Here is a 21,001-nt window from a genome sequence, read left to right on the forward strand (position 1 = left end):
GATAACCTTTTTGAGTATCAGGCACCGACTTTTGTAGGGACGGTGTTTATCGGCGACAAACGTCGTTCAACGGGAGTGGACATGAAAGCACCGTGGAATTTGCTTCGATATCTACCTATGGCGCGACGATTGATCGCTGCCGGACGCTTGCCGGCCTTGCTATTCGCCGTTGCACGCAAGGGCTCTGCTGAAGGCAGTCGCCTTGGCAAGATAAAAGATGACCTGCGTCTGCTGCAGGCTCTGTGTCTGGCGTACTGGCGCGGCGAGTATCGATCTATCAGCCCCAAAGCGCTCCTGTCCATCGTGGCAGGGCTGATGTACTTCCTGAGCCCGCTTGATGCGATACCTGACTGGATCCCCGGGCTGGGCATGTTCGATGACATTGCCGTTCTGGCCTGGATCATGAAAAGTCTTGATGGCGAGTTGAATGCGTTCCGCGAGTGGCGTGCACGTCAATCACCGGAGAAGCTGATTGTGGTCGAGCGTCTGCCTGCCACTGCTGCTTTGCTTGAACAGGAAAAAGCCAAGGATTGACCGATCAGTCCTCTCAACCCGATCAGATGCTGGGGGGCACATTCGGGGTGGGCAAGTCGCCTATGACCGCTGTTAAACTGCGGCCATGGGAATAAACCTACTCGATGTGTGTAGTTGTCCTACATGGGGGTTGTATGGATTTGCAGGTTATTTCTCGCGATGGTGAGCCGGAGTACGCTGTTCTGCCGTGGGCTCAGTATCAAGCGTTGCTCAAGGCCGCCGGTATTTCCGGTCACTCGCAGGCTCAGCCAAATCCCGCCCCGGCCGTTTCTGTTGGCGAGGTTGCCGAACTGCCGGGTCTTGATCAGTTAGCGGTGTTACGTGCCGCCAAAGGGCTTGAAGTCGCGCAATTGGCGAGAACCGTCGGCATCAGCCCGTCGTATCTGGAAATGATCGAACGTGGCGAGCGTATACCTGACGCCGCGATTCTTCGCAGCCTGGCGTGGGAAATGGGTTTGACGGGCTGGCGAGGTGAGCAATGAGTGTGCGCATCAGCCGTCAGCATTGGGACGGGTTGCTGGCCGAGCTTGATCAAGCGCGCCGCCAGCGTCATCTGTTGACCTATCGTGCATTGCTGGAGCGCTTGCAGTTGCCAAGCCCGGCCATGCAGACCCTGACCGCTGCGCTGGAACACCTCGCGGCTATCGACGCCAAGGCCGAGCAGCCGTTGCGCAGTTCGCTGGTGATCAGCCAGGGCGCGAGCCGGTTGCCGCGTACCGGTTTCTTTGAGTGCGTTGAGCGTCTGGGGCGTTTTTCAGGGCCTTCGGATGGCGTTGCTGCCGCGTCGTGGCATGCTTCGGAAGTGGTTCGGGTGTTTGAGTTCAGTTATCCCGAGTAGCGATCTGGATTTGCCACGCTGGAATGAGATCCATCTGTGGGGAATTCTGTATTGGCCTGAAAATACAGTTCTTGTGGGAGCGAATTCATTCGCGAAGAGGCCGGAACATCCGCAGCCTGTGTATCGCCTGGAGTGTCGCCTTCCCGAATAAATTCGGTCCCACTGGATAGCGTAGGTCCATGTAAGCACCGCCTCCGCAGGGCATTTTGCGCAGCCCATCAGCCCATCAGCCCATCAGCCCACCTGAGCCAAACCCAATTCCCGCGTATCAATCACATGCACGCTTGCCCCGACAATGTCTTTGGCGTGATGCTTGGCTTCTGAAGCCAGCTCCGCCAACTGGCTTGCATCGAGTTCACTGCAGGATTCGCTGTGTAAATGAATCACGCCGATGGACAGCGACAGCAGGGGAAACTCCTGGCGCTGGCCCTGGCGATTGGAGGCAATGAAGCAGCCCGCTTCCAGGTGCTCGGCGCGATAGAAGCGGCGGCACTGATTCTGAAAGTCTTCCAGCAGCAAATTCAGGCGCTTGCGCCAGTCCTCGGAGCCCAGGACCATCAGGAAGTCGTCGCCGCCGATGTGGCCCACGAAGTCCTGGCTAGGGTCGATGCGGTCATTCAGGCACTGCGCCAGGCACAGCAATACCTCATCACCACGCCCGTAACCGTAGATATCGTTGAAAGGTTTGAAGCTGTCGATGTCCACGTAACAAATCATCGACTCGCGCCCTTGCTGTAGCAGGCGAGTCAGGCATTGCTGGATCGGGACGTTGCCTGGCAGCAGTGTCAGCGGATTGGCATAACGGGCCTGCTGGATCTTCAGCTCGGTAATCAGCTTGAGCACATCGATCACCCGGCCAAGCCCCAGATAGCTGCCGTTCAGGGTGATGATGAAGTCCTCCTCGATGCGCTGTCGGGCGCGGCTGGTCAATAAACGACTGACTTTTTGCAGTGACTGGTTCAGTTCAACCGCGAGGAAGTCATCGCTCATCAAACGGCTGATCGGCTTGCGCGCGAACAGCTCGGTGCCGAAGGGTTTGAGCAACACTTCGGACAGCGAATGCCGGTGCACGATGCCACACGGTCGACCCTGGTCATCCAGTACGGCCATGGAGTTCAAGGCCGCCTGCTTGCGAAAGGCTTCGAGCACCGAAGCGGTCGGAGTGCTTTGCTCGACGGCCGGTTGCTCATTGAGTAAAGCGCTCAGGTCGCTGCCTTCGTCGTTCAACGTGGGCATCGCCACAGCGTCCAGTTTTGGCAGCAGCTTGCGGGTGTCGCGGGGAGGTTGTTCCTGCGGCCGGCACAGCAGATAACCCTGCACCAGATCTACACCCATTTCGCTCAATACCGCGAGTTCTTCCGGCAGCTCGATACCTTCTGCGATGACCGAAGCGCGTGAGGCCTTGGCCATTTGCAGCATGGAACCGACGAATTCACGCTTGACCGCATCCTGATGAATGCCGTCGATGAAGTGACGGTCGATCTTCACGTACTCGGGGCGCAACTCTGACCATAGACGCAGGCTGGAATACCCAGCCCCGAGATCGTCCATGGCGATGGAAAACCCCATGTCCCGGTAGTGATGCAGAGCGGTATACAGCAGCTCGAAATCTTCCGTGGGGGTTTGCTCGGTCAACTCGATCACCACCTTGTTAGGCGCAATGCCGTAGCGTTGCAGCAACTCCAGCGTGCGGCCGGGTGGGTGTGAGGACTCCAGCAGGGATTCCGGCGAGATATTGAGAAACAGCTTGCCTTCAAGTTGCTGTTCGCTGAACCGACGGCATGCACTTTCGCGACAGGCCATTTCCAGCTCGCTCAGGCGTCCGGCATGACGGGCCACCGCGAACAGGTTGACAGGGGAGTGCAGGGCGCTGTTGGAAGGGCCGCGCGTCAGGGCTTCATAACCCAGAATTCGTCGTTCGGTCAGCGACACGATTGGCTGGAACAGGCTGTGCAGATCGCTATGAGCGAGAATCGAGCTCAGTGCGCTCAGCTGTTCTGTCATGGTCATGGCAATCTCGAGGCAAGAAAAAGGGGGCCAAGCGACGGTACGCTTGAGCCCCCTATTTCACGACAGCTTCATGACTGTTTGATGACGATTGCCATCAAATAGCCATTTCGAACCGTGACTTCCCGTGGGAGCGAATTCATTCGAGAAAGCGTCCTGCAAGGCAATGATGGTTTGCCTGCTCTGCCAATTCGCGAATGAATTCGCTCCCACACTGCATGCCCTATATCACCGGGCTGTCTACTTCTTGGCAACCGAAGCACTCAAGCCCAGATAGTCGATCAGGATACGACCGGTTTCGGACAGATACGCGTCGTCCTCCGGCTTGGCGTTCTCGTCTTCTACTGGCAACGCATCTTCGTCTTCTTTCTTCAGCTCTTTCAGCGGCTCTTCACCTTTGGCTTTGCGACGGGCGTTTTCCAGTGCCAGTTGCTTGCCTTCGATGGAGGCGTGCTCGGCGCGACGGTCGGCTTCGTTCAGGCTGACCGTTTTTTCATTCATCAATTGCTTGGCCAGGGCCAGACGATTTTCGATGAACACAAACTCTGCATCTTTGGCCGAACGGGTCTCATGTCGCGACTGAAGCTGGGCCAGGAACGGCTTGAACGGGTCAACAGCCGGTTTGATCGCCGGTTTGATGCTGTCCCATGGCATTGCCTCAGGCAGCGCACTCTCGCCGATTTCCTTGGTGTCGATGATCGATGGATAGGTGATATCCGGCACGACGCCCTGATGCTGGGTGCTCTGCCCGGAAACCCGGTAGAACTTGGCCAGCGTGAGTTTCAGCTCGCCGTGATTGAGCGGCTGAATGGTCTGCACGGTGCCTTTACCGAAGGTCTGGCCACCGATGATCAGCGCGCGGTGGTAGTCCTGCATGGCGCCGGCGAAAATCTCCGAAGCCGAGGCTGACAGGCGGTTGACCAACAGTGCCATCGGGCCTTTGTAGAAGGCGCCGGTGTCTTCGTCTTCAAGTACATCGACCTTGCCGTCGGCATTACGCACCAGAACGGTCGGGCCTTTGTCAATGAACAGGCTGGTCAGTTCGGTCGCTTCCTGCAGCGAGCCGCCACCGTTGTTACGCAGATCCAGCACCACACCGTCGACCTTTTCGGCCTGCAGTTCGGTCAGCAGTTTCTTCACGTCGCGGGTGGTGCTCTTGTACTGTGGGTCGCCAGCGCGATACGCCTTGAAGTCCAGATAGAAAGCCGGAATGTCGATCACGCCGAGCTTGTAGTCGCGGCCATCCTGTTTCAGGTGCAGGATAGATTTCTTCGCAGCCTGTTCTTCCAGCTTCACCGCTTCGCGAGTGATAGCAACGATTTTGCTGGTCTGGTCATTCGGCGCATTGCTGGCCGGAATCACTTCCAGGCGCACAACAGAGCCCTTCGGACCACGAATCAGTTTGACGACTTCATCCAGACGCCAGCCGATTACGTCGACCATCTCTTTGTCGCCCTGAGCGACGGCGACAATCTTGTCGGCCGGTGCGACTTGCTTGGTTTTGGCGGCAGGGCCGGCCGGTACCAGACGGACGATCTTCACGTTGTCGTTGTCGCTCTGCAACACGGCGCCAATGCCTTCCAGCGACAGGCTCATGTTGATGTCGAAGTTTTCCGCGCTGTCCGGAGACAGGTAGTTGGTGTGCGGATCGTAAGACATGGCGAAGGTGTTGATGTACGCCTGGAAGATATCTTCAGCACGGGTCTGGCCCAGACGTGCCAGCTGATTCTTGTAACGCTTGGTCAGCGTTTCCTGAATCTTCGCCGGGTCTTTACCGGCTATCTTCAGGCGCAGGACTTCATCTTTGACACGCTTGCGCCACAGGTCATCCAGCTCGGCTTCGTTCTTCGGCCAGGCGGCGTCCTTGCGATCCACCAGCAAGCTTTCCTTGGCAGTGAAATCAAGCTTGTCGACGCCTTTATTCAATTCAGCCAGGGCGAAATCCAGACGCGACTTGATGCGGTCCAGATAGCGCTTGTAGATGGTGAAGCCAGGATTCAGATCGCCGCTTTTCAGGAAGTCGTCGAACTGGGTACGCCACTTGTCGAATTCTGCGATATCGCTGGCGAGAAAATAGCTGCGCGCCGGGTCCAGAAGCTTGAGGTAGCTTTCATAGATGATGACCGAACGTTTATCGTCCAGTGGCGGCTTGCTGTAATGGTGCCGTTTGAGCAGCTCAACCACGTTGAGACTGGCAATCACTTCGTCGCGATCAGGCTGGAGGTTATCCCAGCTGTTGGCGGCGAAGGAGCTGGCGGACATCGGCAAAATGCTGAGACCCACAACCAGCGCGAGGGCGGTACTTGGTAAGAAATGCTTCATGCTGATTCGACGCGGGGACAATTGATAACGCATATTAGGCCGTCTTTGGAAGTCGCCGGTTCCGTCGGATCCGGTCGCATAATGCAAGAAAGCCCGTGCTGTTTCAGCTTCGGGCTCAGTCCAGACTCACTATGGAGGCACTGTGAAGGCATTGCAAGGCGTTGAAGGTCGTGTGGAATGGGTCGATGAGCCAAGTCCGGCTCTGGATGTGGGGCAAGTTCGTATCAAAGTTGCCGCTGCAGGTTTGAATCGGGCCGATTTATTACAGCGTGCGGGGCTCTATCCGCCGCCTCCCGGGGCGAGTGAAATTCTCGGAATGGAGTGTTCTGGGGTGATCGCCGAAGTCGGTCCCGGCGCGTCCTGGCAAGTGGGCGACAGAGTCTGTGCGCTGCTGGCTGGCGGGGCGATGGCCGAAGAAGCTGTGGTTGATGGGCGGCATGTCCTGCCGGTTCCTGAAGGGTTGTCACTGGCCGAGGCCGCCGCCATTCCGGAAGTTTATGCCACCGCATGGCTCAACCTGTTTCAGCTCGCGGGTCTCAAACCCGGCGAGAAAGTGTTGTTACATGCAGGGGCAAGTGGAGTTGGTTCAGCTGGTATTCAGCTTTGCAAGGCGTTTGGCAACCCTGTCTGGGTCAGCGTGGGGTCGGCAGATCGTCTGGAGTACTGCATCGAGTTGGGCGCGCAGGGCGGCGTCGTGCGCAATGAAAGCCTGGACAGCCTCAAGGATTTCGCGCCGTTCGATGTGATTCTTGATCCAGTGGGCGCCAACTATGCCGAGCTCAACGTCAAACTGCTCAGTGTCGATGGTCGCTGGGTGCTGATTGGTTTGATGGGTGGCCGCGAGGCACAACTGGACATGGCACAGGTTCTGGGTAAACGCATCCAGTTACTGGGTTCGACGTTGCGCAGCCGTGACGACACATTCAAGGCTGATCTTTTGCATGATCTCGGGCAGCACGTCTGGCCACTGTTCACCGAAGGCCGCCTCAAGCCCCAACTGGCCCGCAGCTATCCGATCAACGACGCTGAAGCGGCTTATGCCGAGCTGGCAGGCAACAAGGTCAATGGCAAGCTGGTGCTGGTGATTGACGAGAGCCTGGTTTAAAGCCAGTGCACAGAACCGGTAGGAGCCAACTTGTTGGCGAGGCGGTGTGTCAGCAAACACTTTTGTGTCTGAACCGACGCTTCGCGAACAAGTTCGCTCCTACCGGATTCGATTGAATCCGTAGGGCCGGATTTATCCGCGAGGTCGTCAGTGAAAGGCGCTACTTCCAGCTATGCACCGGCCAACCGGCTTTCTGCGCATGCTCCAGCAAGGTCGGGTCCGGATTCACCACATGCGGGTGATCCACCTTGAGCAGCAGCGGCAGATCATTGCGTGAATCAGAGTAGAAGCTCGCACCTTCAAGGTTTTCACCTTCTGCGTCCAGCCATTCCATGAGGCGGGTAATCTTGCCTTCGCGGTAGGTCAGGGTGCCCACGGTCTTGCCGTTGTAAACGCCGTGCGCCACATCCAGTTCAATGGCCAGCACTTCATCAATGCCGATGCGTTCCGCGATCGGTTTCACCAGATGAACCCCGGACGCTGAGATCACCAGAATTCGGTCACCTGCAGCGCGGTGTTCGGCGATGCACTTGGTCGCTTCGCTGAAAATGATCGGCTCGATGTAATCCTCGACCCATGGCCCGACCAGATGATCCACTTCTTCCGGGGTACGTCCCAGCATGGGCTCCAGGCTGAAGGCCATGTAGTCCTCCATCGCCAGTTTGCCTTCGCTGTAGGCCTGCATCAATTCGTGGTCGCGTTTGATGAATGACGCTGAGTCAACCCAGCCAAGCCTGGCCATCTGCTCGCTCCACAGGCTGGCGCAGTCACCGGCGATCAGGGTTTCATCCAGGTCAAAAATTGCTAAAGCCATTTAAAGCTGTCCTCAGTAAGTGCAGGTTATTCCGTAGAAGATCTCTTGGTATCCCTGACACCGCGCTGTTGCGCAGCAAACGGGGACCTGTAGGAGTGAGCTTGCTCGCGATTTGGTTCGTTAATTGGAGAACATATTGCCTGAACTGACGCTATCGCGAGCAAGCTCACTCCTACAGAGACCTCATTTCAAATCAGATTGTTATGTTTTGTTTGATATGAGCGGTGTAGCTGCTAAGCCACCTCGCAGAGTGCCGAGGCATCAATCCTCAACGTCACTCGCGTCCCGTCAGCGAGCAAATCCTCTGCCGAGCGATTGAGCACGTCCACCACCAACTCCACACCGCGGGCCTCGACCCGATAGCGGATCACGTTGCCCAGCAGGCTGTGGCTGCGGATTTGCCCTTCAAGTTCGCCGGTCAGGCTCAGTTGAATGGACTCCGGACGAATCGCGATACGGCTGTTGATCGGCCGTTGCATCAACCGGCTGGCGTCTTCGGCTTCGAGCAGGTTGTAGTTGCCAATGAAGCCTGCCGCGAAAACATCCACCGGGGCAGTGTAAAGGGTTTCGGCATCGCCGCTCTGCACGATACGACCCTGATTCATCAGGAAGATGCGATCGGACATGGTCAGCGCTTCTTCCTGATCGTGGGTCACGAAGATCGTGGTCAGCCCCAGCTCACGCTGAATGGCACGAATCTGCTCGCGCAAGTGCTTGCGAATCCGTGCATCCAGCGCCGACAACGGTTCATCCAGCAGCAACAGACGCGGGCGAGTCACCAGCGAGCGGGCGAGGGCCACGCGTTGGCACTGGCCGCCGGACATCTGATGCGGATAGCGGCTGGCGAAATCGGTCAGTTCAACCAGCTTCAACACCTCGGCAACCCGCTTGTGGGTGTCGTCGGCATTGACCTTCTGCATACGCAGGCCGAAGGCGACGTTCTGCTCCACAGTCATGTTTGGGAACAGCGCGTAGCTCTGGAACACCATGCCGATGTTGCGCTTCTGTGGGGTGACTGGGACCAGATCGACACCGTCCAGCAGAATGCGCCCGCTGTTGACCGAGGTCAGCCCCGCGATGCAGCGCAGCAAAGTTGACTTGCCACAACCGGACGGGCCGAGCAGGGTGACGAACTCACCGCGCTCGATGGTGCAGTTGATGTCACTGAACACCGCTGTGCTGCCGTAATTTTTTTGCAGGTTTTCGACGCTGACAAAACTCATATCAGTCTTTGTCCTTATTCAGGCGATTGGCGGCCAGGGTCAGCAGCAACACGAAGAGGAAGTAGGAAATCACCAGCGCACTGTTGAAGTGACCGCTGCTGTTACGCATATTGTTCAGGTACACCTGTAAGGTTTCGTAGCGTGTGCCGACCAGCAGGTTGGCGAACACGAACTCGCCGAACAGGAAGGAAAACGACAGCAGCAGGGCGACCATCAAACCTTTGCGCAGGTTGGGCAGTACCACCAGAAACGCTGCTTGCCAGGTATTGGCACCGAGTAACTGCGCCGCGTCCATCAGGTCGGTCAGATTGATCGCTTGCAGGTTGTTACTGATCGCCCGGTACATGAACGGCAGGGCAACGGTGAAATAGCAGCCGATCAGAATCCACGGCGTGCCAACCATCGCGAACGGCCCGGAACCATACAGCTGCAGCAGGCCCACGGACGACGCTACCGGGGGTACCGCGAAGGGCAGCAGGATCAGGATGTTCATCAACGCATCAAGCCGCGGGAAGTGGTAATGCACCACGAACAGCAGCGGCAGGATCAGCACCACCGAGAGAATCAGCGCGCCCACACAGACCAGCAGCGATTGACCAAACGCAGCGAGGAAGCGCGGGTCGCTCCACAGCGCGATGTACCATTTGAAGGTCAGGCCACTGGGCAGAATGCTTGCCGACCAACTGGTGGCCAGTGAGTAAAGCAGCGTACCGGCCAGCGGCAGCAGCAGGATGAAGAACAATAGATAAACGACCGCCCGGTGATAAAACCGTGCCGGGCCTCTTTCAGCGCGAGACATGGTAGCTCCTCTTAAGCAACCACTGATGAACGACGGTGACCAGTGTCATCAGGCCGACCAGAATCATTGCCAAAGCGCTGGCCATGTTCGGATCAAGACTGATATCGCCTGCGACCATGGCTGCAATGCGGATCGGCAGCACGTTGAAGTTGCCGGTAGTCAAGGCGTACACCGTGGCGTAAGCGCCCAGCGCGTTGGCCAGCAAAATCACGAAGGTGCCGAGCAGGGCGGGAGTCAGTACCGGCAAACCGATGTAACGCCAGAATTGAAAGCTGCTGGCGCCGAGCAACGACGCCGAATCACGCCAGTCCTGACGCAACGCGTCGAAGGCCGGGTAAAGCAGCAACACGCCAAGGGGGATCTGGAAGTAGGTGTAGAGGATGATCAGCCCGGTTTTCGAATACAGGTTGAAGTCTTCGATGATCCCCGCCTGCTTGAGCATCAAGGTTACAGCGCCGTTGAAGCCCAGCAGAATGATGAACGCAAAGGCCAGAGGGACGCCGGAGAAGTTGCTGGTCATGTTGGCGAACGAATTGACGAAGTCCCGCAGGCGAGAGTCCACGTTGCGCAGCGAGTAACTGCCCAGCACCGCAATGATGATGCCGAACAGGCTGGACCAGAAGCTGATCTCCAGGCTGAACTGCATGGCCTGACGGTAGAACCGCGAGTCGAAAGCCTTGATGAAGTTTTCGAGGCCCCAGCCTGCTTCGGAATGCAGGCTGTTGATCGCTACCCAGCCGAGCGGCGCGATCTGAAACACGAAGAAGAACAGTGCAAACGGCAGCAGGCAGAGAAGCCCGAGCCATTTACCGCGATTTTGGGTGCTCACTTGAGAATCTCCCGGCATAACGGTTTGTCGTGGGGCACACCGAGCAGTTCGCAGACAGTGCCGCACAACTCGGTTTGCCTTGGCGTCGCCTCAGGGTTCAGGTTGAACGCATCGCCCAGCACGAACAGTGGGACTTCGCGTTCTTCGGGCAGCAGGCCGTTGTGGGAGCGGTCGTTGTTCATGCCGTGATCGGCGGTGATCAATACCTGATAACCGGCGTCGAGCCAGCCTTGCAGGTAATCCGCGATGATGATGTCAACGCTGCGTGCGCTGTTGCGGTATTGCGGGCTGTCGAGGCCGTGTTTGTGCCCGGCGTCGTCGATGTTCATGGGGTGAATCAACAGCAGATTCGGCGTGTGCCTGACGCGCAGACTCTCTGCGTCGGCAAACAGGTGCGAATCGGGGTAATGGTCAGCGTAATAAAAGTGTCCGTGCTGAATCGGTAATTTCACGTCATCCGTGTGGCGATCACGGGCGGCATCGAACGGCGTGCGATTGTACAGTTCACTGACCCAGTGATAGGCCGCCGCGGCGGTACTGAGCCCGGCATCGGTGGCGTAGTGGAACATGCTGCGTTGGTTCGATAACCGGGAAACCTGGTTGTGGACGATGCCGCTTTCAATCGGCGGTACGCCCGTCAGGATGCATTCGTACAGCGGGCGCGAGAGTGCCGGCAATTCGCATTCCAGCTTGTAAAGCGAAGCTCGACCTGCGTTGGCGTAAGCCTGCAGATGGCCCATCGCGTGTCGGGCCACTTCGTAGTTAAGGCCGTCGAGCACGATGAGGATGACATTGTGTTTCATGAGCCAATCGCTCCGGCAGGGTGTGTCACAGGCTGATACTTGGGCGTAAAGATAAAAAAATGGCCTCATCCTTGAGGCCTTTGGTGCATCAGTTCATTTCGACGATGACTTGCTCGTTCCACATCTGTGGCAGCGCCTTGGAGGTCTTCTCCCATGCTGCTGCGTTTTTGATCGGCGTCACGCCTTTGTACTGTTCGTTTGGCAGCAGTTTGGCCTGAACGTCTGCTGGCAGTTTGATGTGCTCAGCACGGATCGGGCGTGCGTTGCCCTTGGCCAGGTTGATCTGACCAGCATCACTGAAGATGTACTCTCGAGCCAGTTTGGCGGCGTTAGGGTTTTTCGCGTATTTGTTGATGATGGTGGTGTAGCCGGAAATCACCGAACCATCGGACGGGATCAGCACCACGTAGTCATCCGGGTTGGTCATCTTGGCCTTGTAGCTCAGGCCGTTGAAGTCCCAGACGATGCCCACTTCAACTTCGCCTTTTTCCATGCTCTGGATGTTCGGGTTGTTGAGGGCCAGACGCTTCTGCTTGGCCAGTTCAGTGAACAATTGCAGGCCTGGCGCGATATTGCTTTCGTCGCCTTTCATGGCAATCGCAGCGGCCAGAACGCCGTTGGCGGCCTGGGCTGCGGTGCTCACGTCACCCACAGTAACCTTGTACTTGCCGTTCTTCAGGTCAGCCCACTTGGTGGGTACTTCAGAACCGTGCAGCAGTTTTTTGTTGACTACAAAAGCGATGGTGCCGGTGTAGGCCAGTGCCCAGTGACCGTCTTTGTCTTTGGCCCAGTCCGGGACCTGATCCCAGGTGCTTGGCTTGTACGGTTGGGTCACGCCTTTAGCCGCTGCGATAGGGCCGAAGGCCGCGCCGACGTCACCGATGTCAGCGCTGGCGTTGTCTTTTTCCGCGTCGAACTTGGCGATTTCCTGGGCCGAGCTCATGTCCGTGTCCATGTGCTTGAGGCCGTATTTGGTCTGCAAGTCAGCCCAGGTGTCTTTCCAGTTCGCCCAGTCGTCCGGCATGCCAACACTGTTGACTGCGCCTTCAACCTTCGCGGCTGCTTCAAGGGTTTTCAGGTCAGCGTCTGCCGCCATGACGGACGTGCTGAGAGCGATAGCGGAACCGAGGAGTGATGCCAGCAAAAGGTGTTTCATTCGAAGCTCCTTGTGCACTTCTGAAAGATCTTTTTAGAAGTGATCGTTGCGGGTTGGTTGGTCTAGGTCAGCAATACCTGAGCCAAGTTAAGCTTTTTCGATGACATTTTTATGTTGGCGACGCGCATTGGTCGCTTGGCGCGCGGTCAGTCAGCGTTGCGCGGGGTAAGCGTAGACCAAGATGCAAGCCTTGATCTGAAAGGCCTTCAGCGGTTTTTTACGTGAGGCTGGCATGGTTTGTGATGGGCGTTGTCATGGAGCAGTCATCTACACTCCGTAGGCTGTTTCCATGCACCATCGTGTGCAACGAGAATAAACAGCGCGCTGTTTTGGCGCTGGTCTAGTCCAGAAAGGAAGCCTGATGCGCGAAGAAGTGCCCCGTGCGGTCACAACGATCTGTAATGCCCTGCAAGAGCAGATCGAGCATGGTCTTTTGCCGCCTGGCAGCAAGTTGCCTGCCGAGCGTAAATTGAGTGAGGTGTTCGATACCACGCGCATCACCTTGCGTGAGGCATTGGTACAGCTCGAAGCGTTGGGGCTTATCTATAGAGAGGAACGGCGCGGGTGGTTTATTTCACCGCCACGCTTGGCATACGACTTGATGCGCCGTAGCCACTTTCACGCAATGGTCAGTGCTCAGGGGCGAGTCGCTGACACTCAGGTTATCTCTGCGCGTCTGCAACCGGCCTCGGCGAAGATCTGCGAAATGCTTCAATTGCCTGCGCTGTCCAGCGTGATCCAGATTTGCCGTGCGCGACGCATTGATCGGCGTCTGGTGTTGTACGTTGAGCATTACCTTAATCCCGAATACTTCCCCGGCATCCTCGATTACGACCTCAATCAGTCACTGACCGAGCTGTACGCCAGCCGCTATGAGTTGCGTTACGGTCAGGTTCGCTTCGAAATGGTTCCCACCGCCTTGCACGCCGAAGCCTCTGCGGCGCTCAAGGTTTCACTGGGCAGCCCTGGATTGCGTATCGCGAGAGTCAACTTCGATCAGAACGAGCGCTTGATTGACTGTGATCTGGAGTATTGGCGACATGACGCGATACACGTGAGTGCGGTGGTGCGGGATATCGAGGGATTGCCAAATAGTAAATCTCATTCAACCGGACCTGTAGCAGCTCACTAGCGACGCATTCTTACCTGATCAAATCGATTTTTTGTTGGAGCGAGGCTTGCCCGCGAAACAGAAGGCGCGGTATCGCAGACACACCGCGTTGTTGCTCTTCGCGGGCAAGCCTCGCTCCAACAGGTCGCTGTTTGCCGCGAGTTAACGAGGGATCACGGACATCGGGACCGCCCCAGCAGGTCTTGGTTTCGCTGAGATATTCCTCAGAGTTCGTCCTCTTAACTAAGCTTCTCCAGAATCTTGAAAACGACAGTGCCCAGAATCCCGATCATCCCCAGCCAGATCATGAACACGCCGCTGTTGCGCTCCTGGTAGCTGTAACCAATGCATAACAGCAGCATACCCGCGAGAATCGGTAGCAGAGTCGAGAAAAAGGCGTCGATGACGTCCCACTTTCAGAGACTGATGGATTCAGTCCAGGCGGGTTTGGACGTTATCGCGTTGATATAAGGCAGGCCTTGGTAAGCAGGCACAGAACGCGTGCCTGCCCCGATATTTAATTATGGCAACTCATGACTCGCATAAAACGCAGTCAACACCTTAACCAGATGCGCCAGGTCCTGACTGCCCGCCAATTCCCGGATCGAGTGCATGGCAAACGTCGGCAAGCCGATGTCCACGGTGCGCACGCCCAGGTGGCTGGCGGTGATCGGGCCGATGGTTGAACCGCAGGCCATGTCGCTGCGCACCACGAAGCTCTGCACCGGTACTTCTTCAGCCATGCACAGATGGCGGAAGAACCCTGCGGTTTCGCTGTTGGTGGCGTAGCGCTGGTTGCTGTTGACCTTGATCACCGGGCCTGCATTGAGTTTCGGGCCGTGGTTGGCGTCGTGTTTCTCGGCGTAGTTGGGGTGAATGCCGTGAGCGTTGTCGGCGGAGACCAGCAACGATTTCTGGATCGTACGCACGTAATCTGCTCCGTCCGGCAGCAGGCGCTGAATGATCTGCTCCAGCATCGGCCCGTCCGCACCACAGGTCGACGACGAGCCCACTTCTTCATGATCGGTGCAAACCAGCAGGCAGGTCTCATCAGTGTCTGTGCCGAGCAGCGCTTGCAGGCCGGCGTAGCAAGACAGCAGATTGTCCAGACGTGCACCCGCGATGAAGTCGGCGTTCAACCCCACCACTGCGGCGCTTTGCGTGTCGTAGAAACTCAGCTCGTAATCAAGCACCACATCAGCATTCAGACCATGTTCGCGTGCCAGTTGGTCGGTGAGCAGGGCGCGGAAATCGGCCCGCTCATCACCGGCTACCTGAGCCAGAATCGGCGGTAGCTCGGTTTGTGGGTTGATCGTCCAGCCTTCGTTTGCAGTACGGTTAAGATGGATCGCCAGGTTGGGGATCACGGCAATCGGCTGCTTGAAGTCGATAAGCTGGCTTTCGACCTTGCCATCGCGGCGGAAAGTAACGCGGCCAGCCAGGGACAAGTCACGGTCGAACCATGGCGCTAGCAGGGCACCGCCGTAGACTTCGACGCCCAGTTGCCAGAAGCCCTGGCGCTGCAATTCAGGTTGTGGCTTGACCCGTAGGCATGGGCTGTCGGTATGAGCGCCGACCATGCGGATGCCGCCGGTCAAAGGCGACTGACGACCCATGCGGAACGCCACGATAGACGAGTCATTGCGGGTGACGTAATACCGGCCACCGGTTTCGGTGGCCCAGGTTTCGCGCTCGTCCAGGCGCTGGAAGCCAGCAGCTTCAAGGTGTTGGACGAGGGTAGCGGTTGCATGGAAAGGGGTAGGAGAGGCCTTGAGGAAATCAATCAGGCCTTTGTTCAGCTCATCGCGCATAAGTCACTCCAGACAGCAATGGCGGGAGTTTACCGTATTGGCGGGGCGATGTTGGCAAGTCATTGAAGGCAGTGTGACCTTATCGCGAGCAAGCTCGGCTCCCACAGGGAGAATTCGATCTCATGTGGGAGCCGAGCTTGCTCGCGATTCAGGCGCCGCAAATATGAAGCTCGCTTCAGGTAATCAAAACGGCGCAGGACACTCAAACCGCAACCGCTCGCCGCTCTGCGGATGGGTAAAGCTCAACATGCTCGCATGCAGGCACAGGCGCGGATACGCCGCCAGGGCTTCCGGATGTGCATACAGACCATCGCCCAGCAACGGATGCCCGATCGACAACATATGAACCCGCAACTGATGCGAGCGCCCGGTAATCGGCGTCAGTTCGACACGGCTGTAATGACCGCAACGCTCCAGTACCTTCCAGAACGTCTGCGCATGCTTGCCTGCTTCGTGATCCACCACATGCCGGGGCTTGGTAGGCGGGTCGTAACGCAAGGGGAGGTCGATGCTGCCGCTGTCCAGCGTCGGTTCGCCCCAGCACAGCGCGGTGTAGGCTTTTTCGGTTTCCCGGTCATGAAACTGTCTGGACAGCTCGCGATGTGTATCCGGGTCGCGGGCCAGCAGAATGATCCCGGAGGTTTCCCAGTCCAGACGATGGACGATGCGGGCTTCCGGGTAGCCGTTTTCCTGCAGGCGGGTGATCAGGCAATCCTTGTTGTCCTCGGCGCGGCCGGGGACGGAAAGCAGCAGGGTAGGCTTATCAATCACCAGAACGGCAGCGTCCTGATGAATGATGCGGATGTTCGACAACGGCATTTAACGGCCTCTAAACGCAACAGCGGCATCAGCCCCACTCTTGAGAATGGTGCTGATGCCGCCGCAGGCAACCGCCGGATCTAGCGATCTGGCAGGGTGATATTGAGTTCCAGAATCGAACAGCTACCCTGGTTTTCCAGAGCAACCTGCACATCGTTGGACTCGATGTTGACGTACTTGCGGATCACTTCGACCAGCTCTTTTTGCAGGGCTGGCAGGTAATCCGGAGTCGTACGCTGGCCGCGTTCATGCGCCACGATGATCTGTAGACGCTCTTTCGCAACCGACGCGGTGCTGACTTTTTTGCTGGCACGAAAGAAGTCGAAAATGTTCATCAGTTACCCCCGAACAGGCGTTCGAAAAATCCTTTCTTCTGAATGTCCAGGAAACGGTGCTCGCGCTCTTTGCCCAACAGACGATCAACCGCGTCGCTGTAAGCCTGACCAGCATCGCTCTGGTCGTCGAGGATGACCGGCACGCCCTGGTTGGAAGCTTTAAGCACTGCCTGCGACTCCGGGATCACGCCCAGCAGAGTCACCGCGAGGATTTCCTTGACGTCGTCGACGCCGAGCATCTCGCCCTTGCTCACACGCTCCGGGTTGTAGCGGGTCAGCAGCAGGTGTTCCTTGATCGGGTCTTCGCCGCGCTCTGCACGACGCGATTTGCTGGCCAGCAGGCCCAGCATACGGTCCGAGTCACGCACCGACGATACTTCCGGGTTGGTCACGACGATGGCTTCGTCAGCGAAGTACATCGCCAGGTGAGCACCGGTTTCAATACCAGCAGGGGAGTCGCAGACGATGTACTCGAAGGATTCCTTGAGTTCCATCAGGACTTTTTCCACGCCTTCTTTGGTCAGCGCGTCTTTGTCGCGGGTCTGGCTGGCCGCCAGCACGAACAGGCCTTCGATCTTTTTATCCTTGATCAGAGCCTGTTGCAGGTTGGCTTCGCCGTTCACCACGTTGACGAAGTCATATACCACACGACGCTCGCAGCCCATGATCAGGTCGAGGTTACGCAAGCCGACGTCGAAGTCGACGATGACAGTTTTGTGGCCGCGCAGTGCGAGACCGGTACCGATGGCGGCGCTGGTGGTGGTCTTGCCCACACCACCCTTGCCGGATGTAACCACGAGAATCTTGGCCAAGGTGTATCACCCCTAGAGGAAAAGGACAGTTAGTCCTGAATAGCGTCCCTTGAAGCGGCGACCGTCGAACAATGATGGAAATTGAAAGCTGCCAGGCATCCTACCTTGGGAGCGATTTGCCAGGAACGATGGATGCTCCCGGATTTCCTACTGCCTTTGCTACGTTTTCGCGACGAATCAGGGATGCTTTGAAAATGGCGCAGTATCCGTTAAAGCCGGATGATGTTCAACACGTCACCTGACAGGCTGACCTGTACCGACGTACCCCAGAGTGGATCCCTGCGTAAATCTTCGGAAACCTTGTATTGCCCGGCGATGGATATCAGCTCGGCACCCATTTGCTGACAGAAGATTCGCGCCTTGGTGTCGCCTTTTATCCCTGCCAGCGCACGGCCGCGCAATGGACCGTAAACATGGATGTTTCCGTCGGCGAGAAGTTCCGCACCGGGACTGACCGGGGCAATCACCACGAGATCGCCGCCTTGGGCATAAATCTGCTGGCCGCCGCGCACCGGCGTAGTGATCACACGGGTTGGTTTGATGGTCGGCTCTGGCGGGGTTTCGACTTTTTTCTTCGCCGCTTCACCTTCCAGCGGATCCAGTGGGCGCTCGCGGGCGCCTGAAGGTGGTAATACGGGCAAATCGATTGCGATGGCTGCAGCGATGTCTTCGATACGGTTGGCGCGGATCGCCAGTGTGCGCAGGCCATGCTGACGGCACACCCGCATCAGGCCGGGCAGGTCCACGGCGCCGCTGTCGGCGGGAAGTTTGTCGAGGGCCAGCACCAGCGGGGTATTACTGAAGAAATTCGGTGCCTGGGCCACTTTCGCCGCCAATTGGCGGTCGAGGGCCTCGAGGTTGTTACGGGCCAGCTCCAGCACAGTGATGGCGAGCATGCTGCCCTTGAGTTGGAAGACGGGTTCCAGTTCTTGCGATTCGTTTTGGCTCATGGTCGGCATACAACGGCTTGTCGCTAAAAGTGCCGAGACTTATAACGATAACGCCCGCTAGCCGCAAGCGGGGTCGAACCGTTGTAGAATGCGCGGCCATGGTTTTGATGGACGCTTTAATGGATCGCCCGCGTTTTCGAGCTTATTTTCTTCACCCCCGTTTCTGGCCGCTGTGGCTGGGGCTTGGGCTATTGTGGCTGGTTGTTCAACTGCCATTCCGCGCGCTATTGATCATCGGGCGGCTACTGGGGGCGGTGATGTATCGGTTTGCCGCTGATCGCAAATACATTGCTTCGCGCAATCTGGAGCTGTGTTTCCCGCATCTGACCAGCGATGAACGCAAGCGTCTGCTTAAGGAAAATTTCGCGTCTACGGGCATCGCCTTTTTCGAAATGGCCATGAGCTGGTGGTGGTCGAAGGAGCGTCTAGCCAAACTGGCGCACATCGAAGGCCTTGAACACCTGCAGGCCGCACAGCAGCAAGGGCAGGGCGTGATTCTCATGGCGCTGCATTTCACTACGCTTGAAGTGGGCGCTGCACTGCTGGGACAGCAACACACTATTGATGGCATGTACCGCGAGCATAAAAATCCGTTGTTCGATTTCGTCCAGCGTCGCGGCCGCGAGCGTCACAATCTGGACTCCCTCGCGGTAGAGCGTGAAGACGTCCGCGGGATGCTCAAGCTGCTGCGCGCAGGCCGGGCCATCTGGTACGCGCCGGATCAGGACTACGGTGCAAAGCAGAGTGTTTTCGTCCCGTTGTTCGGCATTCAGGCCGCTACCGTGACGGCCACCAGCAAATTCGCCAAGCTGGGGCGCGCTCAGGTCGTACCCTTTACTCAGCAGCGGCTAGCGGACGGCAGTGGTTATCGACTGGTTATTCATCCGCCTTTGCAGGACTTTCCTGGCGAAAGTGATGAAGTCGATTGCCTGCGGATCAATCAATGGGTAGAAAGTGCCATTACGGAGTGTCCGGAACAGTATCTCTGGGCGCACCGTCGATTCAAAAGCCGACCTCCGGGCGAGCCAAAAATCTATAAAAAGCGTACGTGATCAACTGAGGCGCAGCTAAATGCTCGAACCCGTCATCGCAATGGATGCAGTGAATGATGTAGAACCCGTTACCGGGTTGATTCTGTCTGGCGGTGGGGCGAGGGCGGCTTATCAGGTTGGGGTGTTGGCGGGGATTGCCGATTTGCTGCCTCCCGGCGCGCCCAATCCGTTCCCCGTTATCGTCGGTACCTCGGCAGGGGCGATCAATGCAGTAAAGCTGGCCAGCGGCGCGTTGCACTTCCGTACGGCAGTGCATCAATTGACCGAGTTCTGGCAAGGCTTTCGAAGCCATCAGGTGCTGCGCAGCGACTGGCCGGGGGTGATGAGTCAGGCCGGGCGTTTCTTCGGCAACAGCCTGCTGGGAATAGGCTCGCGAGTGCCAGTAGCCCTGCTCAACAGCTCGCCGCTGCGAGACCTGCTCACTGAACGGCTTGACCTGACAGGCATTGATGCGGCAATCGCTGCCAAACACCTGCGGGCGGTAGCAGTGACTGCGTTTGGTTATGAGTCTGGCCATGCCATGACGTTCTATCAGGGCAAGGGCACTATCGATCCGTGGCTGCGCCATCGTCGACTCGGAGTGCCGACCCAACTGACCATCGATCATTTGCTCGCCAGCTCGGCGATCCCGCTGCTGTTCGCGCCGGTCAAAATCGATCAGGAATACTTTGGCGACGGCGCGGTGCGACAGTCAGCCCCAATTAGCCCCGCCCTGCATTTGGGGGCCAATCGAGTTCTGGTAGTGGGTGTCAGCGGCAATCCGCGGGGTGCCGATGCCAACAGGCAGGTGCAGCGGGTCACGAATGGCAAGCAGCCGACCCTGGCGCAGATCAGCGGACACATGCTCAACAGCACCTTCATCGACAACCTCGAAAGCGACATCGAAGTGCTGGAACGCATGAACCTGGTCAGTGACATGCTGCCTTGCGAGCATCGCGTGCGTGAAAAAGGACTCGCTCCGGTGGAGGTCTTGATCATTGCCCCAAGCCAGCCCATCGACCAGATTGCAGCCCGCCATCGCCATGAACTGCCGAGAGCGTTGCGCACGTTTTTGCGGGGGCCGGGCGCGACCAAAACCAGCGGTGCCAGTGTGCTCAGCTATCTGCTGTTTGAGGCGGGTTATTGCCGGGAATTGATTGAACTGGGGCGCTATGACGCCATGGCGCAGGGTGAACAGTTAAAGCGCTTTTTGCGGATTGAGTGAGCCGTGGGACCGGCTTCAGCCGGTAAGGCTGACTATCTGGCGACACAGATGCGGCGGCTGCGCTGGCCTCTTTTAGAAATGGTGCAGTATTTGGGATGGCATAAATCCTGTGGGAGCGAGGCTTGCCCGCGATAAGAGCACCGCGGATATCAGGTCTATCGCGTCCAGCCTTATCGCGGGCAAGCCTCGCTCCCACAGTTGATCCCATACCTCCCGAAGGAGTGGGGTTGCCCCCGATGGTTTCAGAATTGGGCCGCGATGACGCTATCGTTCAGGGCGAACAGTTAAAGCGCTTTTCGCGGATTGAGTGAGCCGTGGGACCGGCTTTAGCCGGTAGGGCTGACTATCTGGCGACACAGATGCGGCGGCTGCACTGGCCTCTTTTAGACATGGTGCAGTGTTTGGGATGGCATAAATCCTGTGGGAGCGAGGCTTGCCCGCGATAAGAGCACCGCAGATATCAGGTCTATCGCGTCC

At 57.6% G+C, this 21,001-nt stretch carries 21 protein-coding genes; 7 read left to right on the plus strand and 14 right to left on the minus strand.

What is annotated here, in order from left to right; translation table 11 throughout:
* The first annotated feature begins 81 nt into the window (after positions 1-81).
* The 3 genes from RX972_RS19930 to RX972_RS19940 all read left to right on the plus strand — a co-directional run bounded on the left by RX972_RS19930 (position 82) and on the right by RX972_RS19940 (position 1,372).
* Complete coding sequence (locus RX972_RS19930) at positions 82-534, plus strand: YkvA family protein (RefSeq protein WP_027899635.1); 453 nt, start codon at positions 82-84, stop codon at positions 532-534.
* 134 nt (positions 535-668) lie between these two features.
* Complete coding sequence (locus tag RX972_RS19935) at positions 669-1,016, plus strand: helix-turn-helix domain-containing protein (RefSeq protein ID WP_099269563.1); 348 nt, start codon at positions 669-671, stop codon at positions 1,014-1,016.
* A complete protein-coding gene (locus RX972_RS19940) occupies positions 1,013-1,372 on the plus strand; it encodes a hypothetical protein (RefSeq protein ID WP_027899633.1) in 360 nt (119 codons plus the stop codon). Before RX972_RS19935 ends, RX972_RS19940 begins: the two co-directional genes overlap by 4 nt.
* Positions 1,373-1,606: 234 nt before the next feature.
* On the opposite strand, the gene RX972_RS19945 is transcribed toward RX972_RS19940, so the two are convergent.
* Both RX972_RS19945 and RX972_RS19950 read right to left on the minus strand, forming a co-directional pair.
* Positions 1,607-3,382, minus strand: a complete 1,776-nt coding sequence (locus RX972_RS19945; RefSeq protein ID WP_316877769.1) for a bifunctional diguanylate cyclase/phosphodiesterase — start codon at positions 3,380-3,382, stop codon at positions 1,607-1,609.
* Between the two features lie 237 nt (positions 3,383-3,619).
* Positions 3,620-5,701, minus strand: coding sequence for a carboxy terminal-processing peptidase (locus RX972_RS19950; protein ID WP_176560645.1), 2,082 nt, complete (start codon positions 5,699-5,701; stop codon positions 3,620-3,622).
* 142 nt (positions 5,702-5,843) lie between these two features.
* On the opposite strand from RX972_RS19950, the gene RX972_RS19955 reads away from it, so the two are divergent.
* Positions 5,844-6,806 (plus strand): NAD(P)H-quinone oxidoreductase, encoded by a 963-nt coding sequence (locus RX972_RS19955; RefSeq protein WP_316877774.1) that lies wholly within the window; start codon positions 5,844-5,846, stop codon positions 6,804-6,806.
* Between the two features lie 160 nt (positions 6,807-6,966).
* On the opposite strand, the gene RX972_RS19960 is transcribed toward RX972_RS19955, so the two are convergent.
* From RX972_RS19960 to RX972_RS19985, 6 genes are all read right to left on the minus strand, one after another.
* The gene (locus tag RX972_RS19960; RefSeq protein WP_122396381.1) at positions 6,967-7,620 is read right to left on the minus strand and encodes an HAD family hydrolase; all 654 of its coding nucleotides are present in this window, start codon (positions 7,618-7,620) and stop codon (positions 6,967-6,969) included.
* 233 nt (positions 7,621-7,853) lie between these two features.
* Positions 7,854-8,843, minus strand: coding sequence for an ABC transporter ATP-binding protein (locus RX972_RS19965; RefSeq protein WP_099269565.1), 990 nt, complete (start codon positions 8,841-8,843; stop codon positions 7,854-7,856).
* Position 8,844: 1 nt separating this feature from the next.
* On the minus strand, positions 8,845-9,642 hold the full coding sequence (locus RX972_RS19970) for an ABC transporter permease (protein WP_095093461.1): 798 nt from the start codon (positions 9,640-9,642) through the stop codon (positions 8,845-8,847).
* Positions 9,629-10,471 carry an ABC transporter permease gene (locus RX972_RS19975; protein WP_027899626.1) on the minus strand — a complete coding sequence of 281 codons (843 nt, stop codon included), beginning with the start codon at positions 10,469-10,471 and terminating at the stop codon, positions 9,629-9,631. Before RX972_RS19975 ends, RX972_RS19970 begins: the two co-directional genes overlap by 14 nt.
* A complete protein-coding gene (locus tag RX972_RS19980) occupies positions 10,468-11,274 on the minus strand; it encodes an alkaline phosphatase family protein (RefSeq protein WP_122708408.1) in 807 nt (268 codons plus the stop codon). Before RX972_RS19980 ends, RX972_RS19975 begins: the two co-directional genes overlap by 4 nt.
* 88 nt (positions 11,275-11,362) lie before the next feature.
* Positions 11,363-12,430 (minus strand): ABC transporter substrate-binding protein, encoded by a 1,068-nt coding sequence (locus RX972_RS19985; RefSeq protein WP_122708407.1) that lies wholly within the window; start codon positions 12,428-12,430, stop codon positions 11,363-11,365.
* Between the two features lie 361 nt (positions 12,431-12,791).
* Between RX972_RS19985 and RX972_RS19990 the strand changes: the two genes are divergently transcribed.
* A complete protein-coding gene (locus RX972_RS19990) occupies positions 12,792-13,562 on the plus strand; it encodes a UTRA domain-containing protein (protein WP_316877784.1) in 771 nt (256 codons plus the stop codon).
* Between the two features lie 218 nt (positions 13,563-13,780).
* On the opposite strand, the gene RX972_RS19995 is transcribed toward RX972_RS19990, so the two are convergent.
* From RX972_RS19995 to minC, 6 genes are all read right to left on the minus strand, one after another.
* Positions 13,781-13,903, minus strand: a complete 123-nt coding sequence (locus RX972_RS19995) for a hypothetical protein (RefSeq protein WP_316877786.1) — start codon at positions 13,901-13,903, stop codon at positions 13,781-13,783.
* Between the two features lie 159 nt (positions 13,904-14,062).
* Positions 14,063-15,352 (minus strand): M18 family aminopeptidase, encoded by a 1,290-nt coding sequence (locus RX972_RS20000; RefSeq protein WP_231675168.1) that lies wholly within the window; start codon positions 15,350-15,352, stop codon positions 14,063-14,065.
* Between the two features lie 183 nt (positions 15,353-15,535).
* Complete coding sequence (locus RX972_RS20005) at positions 15,536-16,171, minus strand: RluA family pseudouridine synthase (RefSeq protein WP_027898646.1); 636 nt, start codon at positions 16,169-16,171, stop codon at positions 15,536-15,538.
* Between the two features lie 80 nt (positions 16,172-16,251).
* Positions 16,252-16,506: a cell division topological specificity factor MinE gene (minE, locus tag RX972_RS20010; protein WP_027898645.1), complete on the minus strand. Its 255-nt coding sequence runs from the start codon at positions 16,504-16,506 to the stop codon at positions 16,252-16,254.
* The gene (gene minD / locus RX972_RS20015) at positions 16,506-17,318 is read right to left on the minus strand and encodes a septum site-determining protein MinD (protein ID WP_027898644.1); all 813 of its coding nucleotides are present in this window, start codon (positions 17,316-17,318) and stop codon (positions 16,506-16,508) included. Before minD ends, minE begins: the two co-directional genes overlap by 1 nt.
* A gap of 209 nt (positions 17,319-17,527) precedes the next feature.
* A complete protein-coding gene (minC, locus tag RX972_RS20020) occupies positions 17,528-18,268 on the minus strand; it encodes a septum site-determining protein MinC (RefSeq protein WP_122708434.1) in 741 nt (246 codons plus the stop codon).
* A gap of 119 nt (positions 18,269-18,387) precedes the next feature.
* Here minC and RX972_RS20025 point away from each other — a divergent pair, with 119 nt between their 5' ends.
* On the plus strand, positions 18,388-19,320 hold the full coding sequence (locus tag RX972_RS20025) for a lipid A biosynthesis lauroyl acyltransferase (RefSeq protein WP_099269576.1): 933 nt from the start codon (positions 18,388-18,390) through the stop codon (positions 19,318-19,320).
* 19 nt (positions 19,321-19,339) lie between these two features.
* Positions 19,340-20,524 (plus strand): patatin-like phospholipase family protein, encoded by a 1,185-nt coding sequence (locus RX972_RS20030; protein WP_027898641.1) that lies wholly within the window; start codon positions 19,340-19,342, stop codon positions 20,522-20,524.
* Positions 20,525-21,001: the final 477 nt, after the last annotated feature.

The organism is Pseudomonas syringae group sp. J309-1, from assembly GCF_032582135.1.
GTDB lineage: Bacteria > Pseudomonadota > Gammaproteobacteria > Pseudomonadales > Pseudomonadaceae > Aquipseudomonas > Aquipseudomonas quasicaspiana.